Origin of the sequence: Devosia sp. SD17-2 (assembly GCF_029201565.1) — a bacterium.
GTDB lineage: Bacteria > Pseudomonadota > Alphaproteobacteria > Rhizobiales > Devosiaceae > Devosia.
In genome coordinates, this window is sequence record NZ_CP104002.1 from 771,133 (window position 1) to 785,847 (window position 14,715).

A 14,715-nucleotide genomic window follows, 5' to 3' on the forward strand; every position below is an offset into this window, starting at 1 on the left:
TTTTCGACGTTTCAGCGTCAAAACAGGGTACAAGGAACGGAATTGCTCGCGTGACCGACATTACTTCTCCATCCGCCGGCCGCGATGACAATCTCGATGTCGCCCTGCGCCCCTCCGGCTTTGCCGATTTCGTGGGACAGGCAGACGCACGCGCCAATCTGGAAGTGTTTATCGAGGCAGCGAAAAAGCGCGGGGCCGCGCTTGATCACGTGCTGTTCGTCGGCCCGCCGGGCCTCGGCAAGACCACGCTGGCCCAGATCATCGCCAAGGAACTGGGCGTTGGTTTTCGCGCGACGTCCGGTCCGGTGATCGCCAAGGCGGGCGACCTCGCCGCGCTGTTGACCAATCTCGAAGAGCGCGACGTGCTTTTCATCGACGAAATCCACCGGCTCAATCCGGCGATCGAGGAAGTCCTCTATCCCGCCATGGAGGATTTCCAGCTCGACCTCATCATCGGTGAGGGACCGGCTGCCCGGTCGGTCCGCATTGATCTGGCAAAATTCACCCTCGTGGGCGCGACGACGCGCGCCGGGCTGCTGACGACGCCGCTGCGCGATCGTTTTGGCATTCCGGTGCGGCTCAACTTCTATACGCCTGAGGAACTGGTCAGCATCGTAACGCGTGGCGCCCGCCTTATGGGCATGCCGATGTCGCCCGACGGGGCGCTGGAAATTGCCCGCCGCTCGCGCGGGACGCCGCGTATCGCCGGTCGCCTGCTGCGGCGGGTGATCGACTTTGCCCTCGTTGACGGGGTGTCCGAGGTCAATAGCCGGCTTGCCGACAAGGCGCTGCTGCGCCTCGATGTAGACGCGCGCGGGCTCGACCAGCTTGATCGGCGCTACCTCACCACTATCGCCGATTTCTATGGCGGCGGACCGGTTGGCATCGAGACGATTGCCGCGGCACTCTCGGAGCCACGCGACGCGATCGAGGAGATTGTCGAGCCCTACCTTTTGCAGCAGGGCTTCATCCAGCGTACCCCGCGCGGACGCATGCTCACCTATATTGCCTTCCAGCACCTCAATCGGTCTGTGCCACAGGGTTTCCTCGGCATGCAGGCGACGCTGTTTGACGACGGCTCAGAGCAAGACTGAGGCGATGCGGCGGCTGGCCAAATCTGCTTTCAAGGCCGCCCTGCGGGTCTTTGGCGCGCAGATGTGGATTGACCCGGCCCATCTGCGTGTAGCGCTATACAGGCCAGATATCGCCGCCTGGCCCAGGGACTTGCCGCTGCGCATCGCCATGCTCAGCGATTTTCATATCGGCGAACCCTGGCTCGGGCTGCGGGCGCTCGAAGACATCGTCGCGCGGACCAATGCGCTGGCGCCCGATATTGTCCTTCTCCTCGGCGACTATGAAGATGGTCCCCGCCATTCCCGCCCGGTTGCGCCCGCGCTCTGGGGCGCGGCGCTCGGAAAACTGAAGGCGCCGCTGGGCGTCCATGCCGTGCTGGGCAATCACGATTATCCCCGCGAGGGCAAGCGGCGGAGGCTCGCCGCGTTCAAACCGCCGGCCCAGGTGGCGCTCGAAAACCATGGGATCATGGTGCAGGTGAACCATGCGATCCGCCTGCAATGGCGGGGCAGGGCGTTCTGGCTGGCCGGTCTTGGCGACCTTGTCGCCGAGCATGCTGACGGTCGCCGTCTCGCCAATCTGCCGGCAACGCTCGCCCGCGTCACCGACGACGCTCCGGTGCTGCTCATGGCGCACGAGCCCGACAGTTTTGTGGATGTGCCCGAGCGTGTAGCCCTGACCATTTCAGGTCACCATCATCGCGGGCAGATCCGCCTTTTCGGGCAGGCGCCAGTGGTGCCCTCGTCCTTCGGGCAGCGGTTTTTGCATGGCCATATCGTTGAAAATGGCCGGCACCTGATTGTCGGCAGCGGTCTTGGGCATTCCGGTCTGCCCTTGCGCCTCGACGCGCCGCCTGAGATCGTCCTTATCGAGTTGGGAGACCAAAATGCCGGCTGAACGCCACATGCTGAGCTTTCCCATAGGGGGGCAGCGGTTCAATTATCGGGTCGCCGCGATCATCATCGTCGACGGCCATGTCCTCGTCAGCCGCGAGGACGACGACGACTATACCATGCTGCCCGGCGGACGCGTCGAACTCGGGGAGGCGAGCGCCCTTAGCCTTGAGCGGGAACTGGCTGAGGAAATCGCCCTCCCGGCAGAAGTCGGGAGGATGTGTGCGACATCCGAGAATTTCTACCGTCGCGAGGGCGAGGATTTTCACGAGCTTGGCTTTTTCTATGCAGCCGATTTGCCAGGGCAGGGGCCAAACGGAAGTTCGCCCTGGCTGGTGCGGCAGGACGAGGGCCATGATCTCTATTTCTTCTGGATGCCGCTGGAGGGGGAAGCGCTGGAGGCGATGAACCTGCTGCCGCGCTGGCTGCCGAAATTCCTGCGCGATCTGCCGGCCGGACATGCTCATATCGTCCATGACGAGCGTCCGGCATGACAGCGCCGACGGACCGCATCGCAGAAAGCGTCAAACTGAGCCGGCCGTCCCAACGGGCGCTCGCGGGGGCAGGGATATCCACCTTTGCCGACCTCGCAGACTGGACCCGCGCGGCCATCGCCGCCTTGCATGGGATCGGCCCCAAGACATTCACCGAACTCGATCCGGCCATGGCCGAGCGCGGCCTTACCTACAAAGCCCAATGACCCAGCACAGCTTTCCAGTCCGCATCTACTACGAAGACACCGACTTCTCCGGCAATGTCTACCATGCGGCCTATCTCAAATTCTTCGAGCGCGGCCGCACCGAGTTCCTGCGCGATATCGGCGTCAGCCACACCGAGCTTGCCAAGGACGGCATTGCCTTTGCCGTGCGGACGATGGAAATCGACTTCAAGGCTGCATCCCATATCGATGAACAGCTGCTCGTCATCACGGAAGTGGTCGAAGTAACCGGCACCCGACTTGTTCTGGACCAGACAATTCTGCGTGAGGAACAACTGCTGACAAAGGCACGCGTGGTTGTCGCAGCCATCAAAACCAGCGGTGGCCCGGCACGTTTGCCGGTGGAGCTGCGCGCCCGCCTGGCTGGCGCTTAGGGGAATGTGATCGCTGTCACACCCGGTTTCTTAACCACTTGGTCACCATAATCGCGTCAAAGAGATCATTAGCCTCGATCCGGGGACGCAAAGTCCTGGTTCGTTGGCATTTCTCTTAATTTTGACAGATTCCGCCCCCATCGCACCAGCAACGGGGTCGGGCGCTTGGGCCGGGCCGAAAGGATCACTTCATGGAAGCCATGGATGCAGTGGGGACGGTCGCTCCCCATGCTGACCTCTCCATCTGGGGACTGTTTTGGGCGGCGGACATTGTCGTCAAGACGGTGATGCTGGGTCTTCTGGGTGCCTCGATCTGGTGCTGGGCTATCATCGTCGACAAGTCGATTGCCTATAGGCGCACGCAGGCCGAGATGAACCGCTTCGAGCGCATCTTCTGGTCGGGCCAGTCGCTTGAAGAGCTTTACCAGCAGCAGGCGGAAAAGCCGGCTGGCGGCATGGGCTCGGTGTTTGTCGCGGCCATGAAGGAATGGAAGCGCAGCCACGAGCAGAACGCGGCAAGCTTTGTCGGCATGCAGCAGCGTCTCGACAAGGTGCTGGACGTTGCCATCGCCCGCGAGAGCGAATTTCTCGAAAAGCGCCTGGGCTTTCTGGCCACGGTCGGTTCGGCAGGCCCGTTCATCGGCCTGTTCGGAACGGTCTGGGGCATCATGAATGCCTTCACCAACATCGCCCAGTCGTCCTCGACCAATCTGGCCGTGGTGGCCGGTCCCATCGCCGAGGCGCTGTTCGCAACCGCCATCGGCCTTGTGGCCGCTATTCCTGCGGTTATCGCATACAACAAGCTTTCTGCCGATGCCGGCAAGATGATCGGGCGTCTCGAAGGCTTTGCCGACGAGTTCTCGACCATCCTTTCCCGCCAGCTCGAAGCGCGGAACCGCTAAGATGGGCATGGGTGGTCCATCGGGCGGTGGTGGCGGCGGCGGACGTCGCCGGCGTCGTCGCGGCAAGGCGGTCATGAGCGAAATCAACATCACGCCCATGGTGGACGTGATGCTTGTGCTGCTGATCATCTTCATGGTGGCCGCGCCGATGATGACGGCTGGCGTGCCGGTTGATCTGCCGCGCACCGCTGCCGCTGAAATGCCAAGCCAGACACAGCCGATCACCGTCGCCGTGACGCCGGAAGGCGCGCTGTTCGTCGACGAAACCCCGGTGACCGAAGCCGAGCTGGTGGCGACCATCTCGGGCCTCGCCACGCCGGAAGATCGCATTTTCCTTCGCGGCGACACGACCGCCAATTACGGCACGGTCATGCGCATCATGGGCATGTTGTCGGCTGCGGGTTATTCCAAAATCGGTCTCGTTACCGAGCGCGAACAGTAGGCGCCGGGCATGCGGACGGGTGTCGTCGTATCGATTACAGCGCATGTGGTGCTGATCGCGCTTGGCCTGATCAGCCTGGGCTCGACAGACCCGCTCGAGGCCAGCGTTGAATCGATCTCGGTCGATCTCGTGCCTATTGAAGAATATACCAATATCCGGATGGGCCAACTCGACAGCACGATTGTCGAAACCGATACGCCATCGGTGGTCGAGAGCGATCAGCCGGCCGAACTGGCCCAGCCGACGGGCAATACCGAGCAGGACCAGCCCACGCCGTCCCCGGCCGATGTGCCGACGCCAGCGCCGGTGACCGAAACCGCGCCTGCCCCTGAGCCCGCGCCACAGCCCGAGCCGGAACCAGAACCAGCCCCCGAGCCGGAGCCAGAACCAGCACCAGAGCCAGAGCCGACGCCTGCGCCGACACCGGTCCCGCCGGTGCCGCAGACGCGTCCGCCGACGCCTGAGCCCACACCGGAGCCCGAGCCCGCGCCGACCCCGGAACCAGAGCCGACGCCGGAGCCAACACCGGCGCCGACGCCAGCCCCCGTGCCGGAGCCAACACCCCAGCCGACGCCGACGCCTGAGCCGACGCCCGAGCCTGTGGTGACCGAGCCCGAGGAGCCGCGCGTTGCAGCGCCCACGCCGGCGCAGCGTCCAACCAATCTGGCGCGTCTGCGTGAGCAATTCGCTGCGGCCGAGGCTGAACGCAAGAAGCGTGAGGAAGAAGAACGCCAGCGCCAGGCTGCGGCCCGTGCCCAGCAGAACCAGTCGACTGCGGCTACGCCTGCTCCTGCGCCGACGCGTCCCGGTCCGACCCAGGCTGACAGCAGCAATGCCGACGACATCGCGGCGCTGATCAACAATGCGCCGACCACGGGCGGCACGACCGGGCAGGGCGGTTCGCCAACGCTTGGCGACACCACCGGAACATCGGCGCGCCTCAGCCGTTCGGAAATAGACGGGCTCGCCGGACGGGTACGCAAATACTGGAATCTTCTGCCCAGCGACGTGAACAGCGGCATGACCGTTGTGCTGCGCCTCAATCTCAACAGGGACGGCACGGTCAACGGTATCCCGGAAATCATTTCGGCGGACCCATCGCCCCAGGGCGCCGCACTTGGACGGGCTGCACAACGTGCCGTGGTAGCGGCCATGCAGGATGGTCCGTTCCAACTGTCTGCCGATGCCTATGACCAATGGCGACAGCTCGAGCTGGAGCTGAGGCCCTGACCTTGAATTTGCCTGTTTGCTGGCCAGTATGACCTGACCGCAAACGGCGCGATTGGAGACATGAACAAAGATGACTCTGCTAACCCGGCGCAATGCGCTCAAGCTCGGCCTTGCTGGCGGCGCCCTGATGGCCTCTTCTTCCCTGGCGATGGCCCAGCTGCGCATCGTGGTGGAAGGTGCAAACTTCCAGCCGCTGCCGATCGCCATTCCTGACTTTGCTTCGTCCGACCCCAATTTCGGTCGGGAGATCGCCGATATCGTGCGCAATAATCTGCGCCGTTCCGGCCTCTTCCTGCCGCTCGACCCGGCCTCGCTGCCGGTGCAGGTTGGCGACGTCAACGGCACGCCTGACTTCAACGTCTGGCGTACGGCCAATGTCGATGCGCTGGTGATGGGTGCGGTCGAGCGCGGCGGCCAGATTTCCTCGTCGGTCCGCGTCTGGGATACCCAGCAGGCCGCTCAGGTCGTCGGCAAGAGCTACAATACCGATCCCAATTCGGCGCGCCGCATCGCCCATATCGTCTCGGACGCCATCTATGAACAGCTGGCCGGTGGCACGGGCTACTTCGATACGCGCGTGATCTACGTGGCCGAAAGCGGCCCCAAGGCCAACCGCACACGGCGCCTTGCCATCATGGATCAGGACGGCGCCAATTCGCAGTATCTGACCGACGGCTCGTCCATGGCGCTGACCCCGCGCTTTTCGCCCAATGGCGACATGGTCACCTATATGAATTTTGCCGAGGGCAATCCGCAGGTCTATCTGCTGCAGCTCTCGAGCGGGCGTCAGCAGCGCCTCGCCAATGTCGGCGCCATGACCTTTGCCCCGCGCTTCTCGCCCGATGGCGGCACCGTTGCCTTCTCGGTCGAGCAGGGTGGCGCCACCAATATCTATTCGGTGGGCACTGGCGGCGGACAGCCCATGCAGCTGACCTCCGGCGCGGCGATCGACACCGGCCCGTCCTATTCGCCCGATGGCTCGCGCATCGTGTTCGAGAGCGATCGTGGTGGTTCGCCACAGATCTACATGATGGGCTCGGGCGGCGGGAACGCCCAGCGCATCAGCTTCGGCCAGGGCTCCTATTCGACCCCCGTCTGGTCCCCCAAGGGCGATCTCATCGCCTTTACCCGCCAGTCCGGCGGCCAGTTCCACATCGGCATCATGGCGCCTGATGGTTCAGGGGAGCGCCTGCTCTATTCGAGCTACCACGCCGAGGGGCCGACCTGGGCTCCCAATGGCCGGGTGATCATGTTCTTCCAGGATCCGGGTGGCAATGACGGCCCGCGCCTGATGAGCGTCGATATCTGGGGTCGCAACCCCCTGACTATTCCGACCGAGAGCTACGCGTCCGATCCCGCCTGGTCCAACCTGCGCGGCTAAGGTCCTGCGCGGTCGACATGAACCCAAGCCCCCGGCGTCATCGTCGGGGGCTTTTTGCTGTCGCAATATCCTTACCACTTAACCTTAACGTGATCGCCAGCACTTGTTGTTGCTGACAAGCAACGCCACAAAAAAGGCCGGTTTCCCGCCACATCCGCGCCCCAATAGGCAAAGATTAACCATGTCCGACAACCCGGCCTTAAGACTAAGCGCGGTAAATGCCTTGCTTAAGATTTTTGCCTTTCCAGGAGCCTTCCGTGGTCATTCCCGCACCCATCAATACCGCGTTGCGCGCTGCCGCGATGCTTCTCTTCGTCGTCGTCATCGCCGCCTGTTCGCGTAGCGCCAACGACAATGTCGGCCTGACCGGCGCCGGCAATCTCGGCCCGGGCGGCGGCGCCCCCGGCAGCCAGCAGGAATTCATCGTGACCGTCGGCGATCGCGTGTTCTTTACCACCGATTCCAGCTCGCTGACCGCCGAAGCCATGGCCACCCTCGACAAGCAGGCTGCCTGGCTCAACCAGTACCAGAACTACCGCATCCTGATCGAAGGCCATGCCGACGAGCGCGGCACCCGCGAGTACAACATTGCTCTGGGCGCCCGCCGCTCCAACGTCGTGGTCAACTACCTCGTCTCCAAGGGCGTCAACGGCCAGCGCATCACCAGCCAGTCCTTCGGCAAGGAACGTCCGGTCGCGATCTGTAACGACATCTCCTGCTGGAGCCAGAACCGCCGCGCGGTCACGGTGGTCCAGTAAAACATTGGCGCTCCAGAAGGAGCGTCCAATTCCAGTCATGAACTGGAGGCAAGGAGCGCCCGGTACCGCGAAAGTGGGCCGGGCGCTTTGTTTTGCCCAAATTGGTCTTTATCGGGAGGCCAATGGTACCCATCTTGGCGAGCATCCATTGGAGGATACGCTTTGAATTTTGGAATAGTCGGCAAGAAGCTGGGCGCGGGGATTTGCGCCATGGTCCTTGGACTGGGCGGTAGCTCGGCCACGGTAGTGGCGCAGAGCGCGTTTCCCCCGGCCGAGTTGCAAGGTCTGGCCTTCAACAATACCCAGCCGGGCCGGGTGCTCGTGGCCCAGGCAGACAGCGCCCAGCTCATGGTGCGCATCCAGCAGCTCGAGGAGCAGCTGCGCTCGCTCAACGGGCAGGTGGAAGGGCTGACCTTCCAGCTCACCCAGATGCAGGAAATCATCAACCGGATGCAGGAAGACAATGAGTTTCGCTTCCAGGCACTGGAAGGCGGTGCTGGGGGAAAAACTGATGCGGCAACCCAACCGGGCAGCGTGACGCAGCCCGAGGCGTTGCCGCAGGCCCCAAATGATGAAGCGCCGGCCACGATCGTGCCGTCCCAGGGCGTGCAGCCCTTGCCGGGTGAGCAGGAGTTCGACCCAACTTTTGAAGAGGATGCGACCGCCCCAGCGCCGGATGATGAGCTTGGCGCTTCGGCCGATCCGCTTGTCGGGACCGGCCGCGATGGCGCTGTCGATCTGGTTACCGGGCAGCCCCTCAACCTCACTTATGACCCGCGCGCGCCCCGCAGCGGCAATGCCGATGCGGACGCGCAGTTCACGGCGGGGTATGAGGCCCTGACTGCTGGTGACTATGCGTTCGCCGAAGATCAGTTCAGCCAGTTCGTCGAGCTCTACCCGACGAGCCCGCGCCTCACTGATGCTGCCAATTTCCTCGGGGAAGCGCTGCTGGCCCGCAGCGCCTATGACCGGGCGGCCGAAGTGCTGCTGGAAGCCTTTGAGAAGGATCCGCAGAACGCCCGCGCACCCGATATTCTGCTCAAGCTCGGTGTTGCCCTTTCCGGGGCAGGGGAGCGGGAAACCGCGTGCCGCACCTTTGATGAAGTGAGCCGCCGCTTTGCCGGGACCGAGCCGGCCTTTATCACCCGCCTCGCCGAGGAGAGAGCCAAGGCCGCATGTCCGCCAGCGTAACCCCCGATCTCGCCGAAGCGGAAACGCTGGCGCGCCTCTTTGCGCCTGTCGCGCAGGAAAAAGCCCTTGGTCTGGCCGTCTCTGGCGGCCCCGACAGTCTTGCGCTGATGCTGCTGGCGCAGCGCTGGGCCGCCGCTCAGGCTGAGCCGCCACGCCTCTTCGTCTATAGCCTCGATCACGGGCTGCGGCCCGAGGCTGCTGCCGAGGTCGCCATGGTGCTGGGCGAGGCAGAGCGCCTCGGGCTCACGGCGCGAGGGCTCCTCTGGGAGGGGCCGGCGCCCGAGACCGGTGTGCTTGAGGCCGCACGGCTTGCCCGCTACCGGATCATTGGGGACGCCATGGCCGAGGATGGTGTCAAAATCCTCGCCACTGGCCATCATCGCTCCGATCAGGCTGAAACCATCCTGATGCGCCTCGCCCATGGCAGCGGGCTGGATGGTCTGAAGGGTATGACCGTGCTGTCGCAGGTTGAGGGCGTCACCGTGTTTCGCCCGCTGCTCGATGTCGAACCGCAAACCCTTGCCGGTCTTGTCACCGACGCCGGGATGACCCCGGCCCGCGACCCATCCAATCACGACACCAGCTATGAACGCGTCCGCTGGCGCCAATTATTGCCGGCCCTCGCCGCCGAAGGCCTCGATGGCGGCGCGTTTGCGCGTTTTGCCGGCCGCATGGCCGAAGCCGATCTGGCGCTGACCCAGCTGACCGATGCCGCTTTTGCCGAGCTCATCACCTTTGACGGCTTTGGCGCTGCCAGCCTGCCGCTGGCGACGCTGACAGCGCTGAGCCCGGCAGTCGGCCGGCGCGTCCTGAGCCGTGTTCTGGCTGTCGTCGGCGGTCGGCAGCGCCCCCGCGCCCTGGGGCAGGTGGAGCGGCTCTTCGAGCAATTGACCACCGAGACGCTGCCGCGTGGCGCGACGCTTCTGGGCGCCGTCATCCGCGTCAAGGGTGACAAGCTTATCGTGGCGCGTGAGCCTGGCCGCGTCCTGCCGGACCAGCAGGCACTGTTGCCTCAATCGGAGCTGGTCTGGGACGAGCGGTTCCGGATTTCCAATGTTTCGGACGCGGCGGGGCTTGTCGTCTCGGCCACGGACTTCTTCCCGCGCCATCGGCTCGAGGAGGTACTTGGCTTCCGTGTCACGACTCCGGCGGAGGCGATTCGAACCGCGCCAATCGTGCGCGATGCCAGCGGCGCGGTGCTCTCGCTGGGCGGTTGGTCGTTCGATGATCGCATTACAGTCCAACTTCTTGTGGACTGACAGTGCAACCTTTGACAAAGACAGCCTATTAACCCCGTCGCGACAATATGACTGGACGGCAGGGCGCTGAGGCCTCAGGTCTTGCCCTTGTAACGCCTCAATGACGGACTTACATTCGCCCCATGCTGCCGCGCATTGCGCCGGCACCCCTCCGGGACAGGATTGATGAACGGAAATTTCCGCAACTTTGCCATCTGGCTGGTCATACTCTTCATGCTGATGGGCCTGTTCCAGGTCTTCCAGTCATCCACGCGGTCGATTTCCGTCGCCGAAAAAAGCTACAGCCAGTTCGTCACGGACGTGGAAGGCGGTCGCGTTTCGAGCGTCACCATTACCAATAATGTCGTGAGCGGCGTGCTCAATGACGGTACGCGCTTCGAGACCACTCTGCCCGATGGCGCCGAGATCATCTCGCGCCTCGAAGAGCGTGATGTGTCGATCACGGCCCGCGCGCCTGAGTCGAGCCCGTTCTGGTCGATCCTCCTGTCCAGCTGGTTGCCGTTCATCGTCATCATCGGCGTGTGGTTCTTCTTCATCCGGCAGATGCAGGGTGGCGGACGTGGCGGCGCCATGGGCTTTGGCAAGTCGCGCGCCAAGCTACTCACCGAAACCCAGGGCAAGGTGACCTTTGAAGACGTCGCTGGCGTTGACGAAGCCAAGCAGGACCTTGAGGAAATCGTTGAATTCCTGCGCGATCCCGGCAAGTTTCAGCGCCTGGGCGGTCGTATTCCGCGCGGCGTGCTGCTCGTCGGCCCCCCGGGTACTGGTAAGACGCTGCTGGCCCGTTCGGTCGCCGGCGAAGCCAATGTGCCCTTCTTCACCATTTCGGGTTCGGACTTTGTTGAAATGTTCGTCGGCGTGGGCGCATCGCGTGTCCGCGACATGTTCGAGCAGGCCAAGAAGAACGCGCCCTGTATCATCTTCATCGACGAAATCGACGCCGTCGGTCGCCAGCGTGGCGCCGGTCTGGGCGGCGGTAACGACGAACGCGAACAGACCCTCAACCAGCTCCTCGTCGAGATGGACGGCTTTGAAGCCAATGAAGGCATCATCCTGATCGCCGCGACCAACCGTCCGGACGTTCTCGATCCTGCGCTTCTGCGTCCGGGCCGCTTCGACCGTCAGGTCGTGGTGCCGAACCCGGACGTTGCCGGTCGCGAGAAGGTGCTCAAGGTCCACGTCCGCAAGGTGCCGTTGGCTCCCGACGTCGATCTCAAGGTTCTGGCTCGTGGTACGCCCGGTTTCTCCGGCGCGGATCTGATGAACCTCGTCAACGAGGCGGCCCTGATGGCGGCGCGCAAGAACAAGCGCTTCGTTACCCATCAGGAATTTGAAGACGCCAAGGACAAGATCATGATGGGCGCCGAGCGCCGCACCATGGCCATGACCGACGACGAGAAGAAGCTGACTGCCTATCACGAAGCTGGCCACGCCATCATCGCGCTCAAGGTTGCCGGCATCGACCCGATCCACAAGGCCACCATCATCCCGCGCGGTCGCGCTCTGGGCATGGTGATGACCCTCCCAGAGAACGATACCTATTCGTTCAGCCGTGAGAAGGCGCTTGCGCGTCTGACCATGCTGTTCGGTGGTCGCGAAGCCGAAATCATCAAGTTCGGTCCGGCCAAGGTGACCTCGGGCGCGTCGGGCGACATCCAGATGGCGACCAGCCTTGCCCGCTCGATGGTGATGGAATGGGGCATGAGCGAAAAGCTCGGCCGCGTGCGCTACAAGTCGAACGACCAGGAAGTCTTCCTCGGCCATTCGGTGACTCAGTCTCAGCACATGTCTGACGACACGGCCCGGATCATCGACCAGGAAGTGCGCAAGCTGATCGAGGACGGCGAAGCTTCGGCCCGCGAAATCCTCACCACCTACCACGACCAGTGGGAGGCGATTGCCCAGGCCCTGCTCGAGTTCGAAACGCTGACCGGCGACGAATTGCGCGCCCTGATGGATGGCAAGCAGCCTGTCCGTCCGGACGACAATGGTCCCGCAGCGCCCAAGGCATCGGGTGTTCCGACGGCCGGCAAGCTGGACAAGAAGCGTCCGGATACACCGCCGGAGCCGGGCATGGAGCCCCAGCCAGAGAGCTAAGAATTAAGGGTCACTCTCGAGTGACCCTTTTTCGTAGCGCCCCGCTGCGCTATGTCAGGCAAACTGACTAAAGCGGCGATTATCAGCTTTCGGAGACTTTACCCTCATGGCCAGGAAATATTTCGGTACCGACGGCATTCGGGGCCTCGCCAATGGCGACAAGCTGACACCGGAACTGGCCATGAAGGTCGGAATGGCTGCGGGCACCAAGTTCGTCCGCGGTGAGCACCGCAATCGCGTTGTCATCGGCAAGGATACGCGCCGCTCGGGCTATATGCTGGAAAGCGCGCTGGCCGCCGGTTTTACCGCCGTGGGCATGGATGTCTATTTCCTCGGCCCGATGCCGACCCCGGCCGTCGCCATGCTGACCCGCTCGCTGCGCGCCGATCTGGGCGTGATGATCTCGGCTTCGCACAATCCCTATGACGACAACGGCATAAAGTTCTTCCGCCCGGACGGCTACAAGCTCAGCGACGAGCTTGAGGCAGAGATCGAGCGGCTGATGGAGACGGATACGTCCAAGCTCCTCGCCCACGGGATGAATATCGGCCGCGCCTATCGCGACGAGGAAGCCCGTACGCGCTACGTCGAATACGCCAAGCGCACCCTGCCGCGAAATATCGATCTTACCGGCCTGCGCATCGTGCTCGATTGCGCCAATGGCGCCGCCTATAAAGTCGCCCCCATGGCCCTCTGGGAGCTGGGCGCCGAGGTGATCGCCATCGGCGATCAGCCGGACGGCTATAACATCAATTACAAGGTCGGCTCGACCGCCCCCGAAGCCGTTGCGGCCAAGGTCAAGGAAGTTCGCGCCGATATCGGCATTGCGCTCGATGGCGATGCGGACCGCGTCATCATCGTCGACGAAAAGGGCGAAGTGGTCGACGGCGACCAGTTCATGGCCGTCATCGCCCAGAGCTGGCTCGAACGCGAGATGCTGCAGGGCGGGGGCATTGTCGCCACCATCATGAGCAATCTCGGGCTCGAACGCTATCTCGGCGGCCTTGGCCTAACGCTCGAACGCACCCAGGTGGGCGACCGCTATGTGCTCGAGGCGATGCGGACCAAGGGCTATAATGTCGGCGGCGAGCAGTCCGGCCACATCATTCTCTCCGATTTCACCACCACGGGCGATGGCCTGGTTGCCGCGCTGCAATTGCTCTCCGTGCTGCAGCAGCAGAACCGCCCGGTGTCGGAAATCTGCACCCGCTTCGAGAAGGTTCCGCAACTTCTCCGCAGTGTGCGTTTCAAGGCGGGCAAGCCGCTTGAGAACAAGCATGTCGTCAAGGCGATTGCCGACGCCGAGGCGCAGCTTGGAAGTGGCGGTCGGCTGGTTGTGCGGCCCTCCGGCACCGAGCCGGTGATCCGTGTCATGGGCGAGGCGGATGACGCCGATCTCGTTGCCAGCGTTGTTGGACAGGTTGAGGCGGCAATACGCACAATTAGCTAGTTGAACTTTTCCGGGATTGGCTGCGCGCGCCTGGACACAGTTAATGTGTAGGGTTAAGCGCACTTTAACAAAGTTCGTCGATAGTTGCTCACAAGTGAATGCTCTTGTGGCAACTGAAGGACTGAACAATGCGCAAGCTAACCGCTGCGTTCCTGGCGGCAGGAGCCGTATTTGCAGCCGCCCCGGCACTGGCCGCGGATATGCCCTTTTACCCTCCGGTGATCGACGTTCCTGATGTCGATTACGGTGTGTCTGGCTCGTTCTACCTGCGCGGCAGCGCGGCAGGCAATGCGCTGTGGAGCAAGGAAGCTTACGCCTGGGATTGCACCGCCTGTGGCGCGACCCAGATTACGGTTCCAGTCACTGCCTGGGGCTATGGCTACAGCGTCGGCGCCGGCTTCGGCTACGAAACCGGCACAGGCCTGCGTTTCGACGCCACCGTCGATCTCGTGAACAATTCGGGTCTCACCGTCACCCATCCCGCAAGCTCGGGCTGGCGCGCCGGCGACTACAAGGTCAACCTGCGCTCGACAATCGCACTGGCCAATGCGTATTACGACTTCTCCTTCGGCGGGAACTACGGCTACGGCGCCGCGGGCGGTGCGTTCGGTTACGTCGGTGCCGGTGTCGGCGCGGCGTTCAACGACATCTCGGTCAGTGGCCCGGTTGGCGGCCCGACCGTCCCGTCCGGTCAAAACACCTCGCTGGCGGCAGCCGGCATGGTTGGCGTCGGCTATGATTTCGGCACGATTGTCGCCGACGTGGGCTATCGCGGCCTCTACATCAACAAGATCACCAACAGCGCCGCTCCGCCGGATACGGCATGGACCGACAACAACTGGCTGCATGAAGTGCGCGGCACCGTCCGCTACCGCTTCAACTGATCCCGATGATATTCGAGTTTCGAAAGGCGCGTCCTCCGGGGCGCGTCTTTTTCGTTTCGCGC

The 14,715-nt window shown here is 63.4% G+C and carries 15 protein-coding genes; all 15 read left to right on the forward strand.

The window, feature by feature from the left end; genetic code table 11:
- The first annotated feature begins 50 nt into the window (after positions 1–50).
- The 15 genes from ruvB to NYQ88_RS03965 all read left to right on the forward strand — a co-directional run bounded on the left by ruvB (position 51) and on the right by NYQ88_RS03965 (position 14,653).
- Positions 51–1,094: a Holliday junction branch migration DNA helicase RuvB gene (gene ruvB, locus NYQ88_RS03895; RefSeq protein ID WP_275653664.1), complete on the forward strand. Its 1,044-nt coding sequence runs from the start codon at positions 51–53 to the stop codon at positions 1,092–1,094.
- Entirely contained in the window at positions 1,069–1,971 is a 903-nt protein-coding gene (locus NYQ88_RS03900) for a metallophosphoesterase (RefSeq protein ID WP_275653665.1), read from the forward strand. The genes ruvB and NYQ88_RS03900 overlap by 26 nt, the downstream gene beginning before the upstream one ends.
- Positions 1,961–2,461 carry an NUDIX domain-containing protein gene (locus NYQ88_RS03905; protein WP_275653666.1) on the forward strand — a complete coding sequence of 167 codons (501 nt, stop codon included), beginning with the start codon at positions 1,961–1,963 and terminating at the stop codon, positions 2,459–2,461. The genes NYQ88_RS03900 and NYQ88_RS03905 overlap by 11 nt, the downstream gene beginning before the upstream one ends.
- A complete protein-coding gene (locus NYQ88_RS03910; RefSeq protein WP_275653667.1) occupies positions 2,458–2,667 on the forward strand; it encodes a helix-hairpin-helix domain-containing protein in 210 nt (69 codons plus the stop codon). The genes NYQ88_RS03905 and NYQ88_RS03910 overlap by 4 nt, the downstream gene beginning before the upstream one ends.
- Positions 2,664–3,059: a tol-pal system-associated acyl-CoA thioesterase gene (gene ybgC / locus NYQ88_RS03915; RefSeq protein ID WP_275653668.1), complete on the forward strand. Its 396-nt coding sequence runs from the start codon at positions 2,664–2,666 to the stop codon at positions 3,057–3,059. Before NYQ88_RS03910 ends, ybgC begins: the two co-directional genes overlap by 4 nt.
- Before the next feature lie 200 nt (positions 3,060–3,259).
- Positions 3,260–3,961: a protein TolQ gene (tolQ, locus tag NYQ88_RS03920; RefSeq protein WP_275654836.1), complete on the forward strand. Its 702-nt coding sequence runs from the start codon at positions 3,260–3,262 to the stop codon at positions 3,959–3,961.
- Between the two features lies 1 nt (position 3,962).
- Complete coding sequence (locus tag NYQ88_RS03925; protein ID WP_275653669.1) at positions 3,963–4,403, forward strand: biopolymer transporter ExbD; 441 nt, start codon at positions 3,963–3,965, stop codon at positions 4,401–4,403.
- 9 nt (positions 4,404–4,412) lie between these two features.
- On the forward strand, positions 4,413–5,633 hold the full coding sequence (locus NYQ88_RS03930; protein WP_275653670.1) for a hypothetical protein: 1,221 nt from the start codon (positions 4,413–4,415) through the stop codon (positions 5,631–5,633).
- Positions 5,634–5,703: 70 nt separating this feature from the next.
- Positions 5,704–7,014, forward strand: coding sequence for a Tol-Pal system beta propeller repeat protein TolB (gene tolB / locus NYQ88_RS03935; RefSeq protein WP_275653671.1), 1,311 nt, complete (start codon positions 5,704–5,706; stop codon positions 7,012–7,014).
- Between the two features lie 302 nt (positions 7,015–7,316).
- On the forward strand, positions 7,317–7,772 hold the full coding sequence (gene pal, locus NYQ88_RS03940) for a peptidoglycan-associated lipoprotein Pal (protein ID WP_275654837.1): 456 nt from the start codon (positions 7,317–7,319) through the stop codon (positions 7,770–7,772).
- A 162-nt stretch (positions 7,773–7,934) separates the two neighbouring features.
- Complete coding sequence (gene ybgF / locus NYQ88_RS03945; protein WP_275653672.1) at positions 7,935–8,963, forward strand: tol-pal system protein YbgF; 1,029 nt, start codon at positions 7,935–7,937, stop codon at positions 8,961–8,963.
- Positions 8,948–10,222, forward strand: coding sequence for a tRNA lysidine(34) synthetase TilS (gene tilS / locus NYQ88_RS03950; RefSeq protein ID WP_275653673.1), 1,275 nt, complete (start codon positions 8,948–8,950; stop codon positions 10,220–10,222). The genes ybgF and tilS overlap by 16 nt, the downstream gene beginning before the upstream one ends.
- A 165-nt stretch (positions 10,223–10,387) precedes the next feature.
- Complete coding sequence (gene ftsH / locus NYQ88_RS03955; protein WP_275653674.1) at positions 10,388–12,319, forward strand: ATP-dependent zinc metalloprotease FtsH; 1,932 nt, start codon at positions 10,388–10,390, stop codon at positions 12,317–12,319.
- Between the two features lie 106 nt (positions 12,320–12,425).
- A complete protein-coding gene (gene glmM / locus NYQ88_RS03960) occupies positions 12,426–13,769 on the forward strand; it encodes a phosphoglucosamine mutase (RefSeq protein WP_275653675.1) in 1,344 nt (447 codons plus the stop codon).
- A gap of 128 nt (positions 13,770–13,897) precedes the next feature.
- On the forward strand, positions 13,898–14,653 hold the full coding sequence (locus tag NYQ88_RS03965) for a hypothetical protein (protein WP_275653676.1): 756 nt from the start codon (positions 13,898–13,900) through the stop codon (positions 14,651–14,653).
- Positions 14,654–14,715: the final 62 nt, after the last annotated feature.

Excerpts from the sequence above, each read along its gene's own strand:
- pal (WP_275654837.1), top strand. The coding sequence starts at position 7,317 with ATGCTTCTCTTCGTCGTCGTCATCGCCGCCTGTTCGCGTAGCGCCAAC.
- NYQ88_RS03910 (WP_275653667.1), top strand. The coding sequence starts at position 2,458 with ATGACAGCGCCGACGGACCGCATCGCAGAAAGCGTCAAACTGAGCCGG.
- tolB (WP_275653671.1), top strand. The coding sequence starts at position 5,704 with ATGACTCTGCTAACCCGGCGCAATGCGCTCAAGCTCGGCCTTGCTGGC.
- NYQ88_RS03965 (WP_275653676.1), top strand. The coding sequence starts at position 13,898 with ATGCGCAAGCTAACCGCTGCGTTCCTGGCGGCAGGAGCCGTATTTGCA.
- tilS (WP_275653673.1), top strand. The coding sequence starts at position 8,948 with ATGTCCGCCAGCGTAACCCCCGATCTCGCCGAAGCGGAAACGCTGGCG.
- NYQ88_RS03930 (WP_275653670.1), top strand. The coding sequence starts at position 4,413 with ATGCGGACGGGTGTCGTCGTATCGATTACAGCGCATGTGGTGCTGATC.
- tolQ (WP_275654836.1), top strand. The coding sequence starts at position 3,260 with ATGGATGCAGTGGGGACGGTCGCTCCCCATGCTGACCTCTCCATCTGG.
- ftsH (WP_275653674.1), top strand. The coding sequence starts at position 10,388 with ATGAACGGAAATTTCCGCAACTTTGCCATCTGGCTGGTCATACTCTTC.
- NYQ88_RS03925 (WP_275653669.1), top strand. The coding sequence starts at position 3,963 with ATGGGCATGGGTGGTCCATCGGGCGGTGGTGGCGGCGGCGGACGTCGC.
- NYQ88_RS03905 (WP_275653666.1), top strand. The coding sequence starts at position 1,961 with ATGCCGGCTGAACGCCACATGCTGAGCTTTCCCATAGGGGGGCAGCGG.
- glmM (WP_275653675.1), top strand. The coding sequence starts at position 12,426 with ATGGCCAGGAAATATTTCGGTACCGACGGCATTCGGGGCCTCGCCAAT.
- ybgC (WP_275653668.1), top strand. The coding sequence starts at position 2,664 with ATGACCCAGCACAGCTTTCCAGTCCGCATCTACTACGAAGACACCGAC.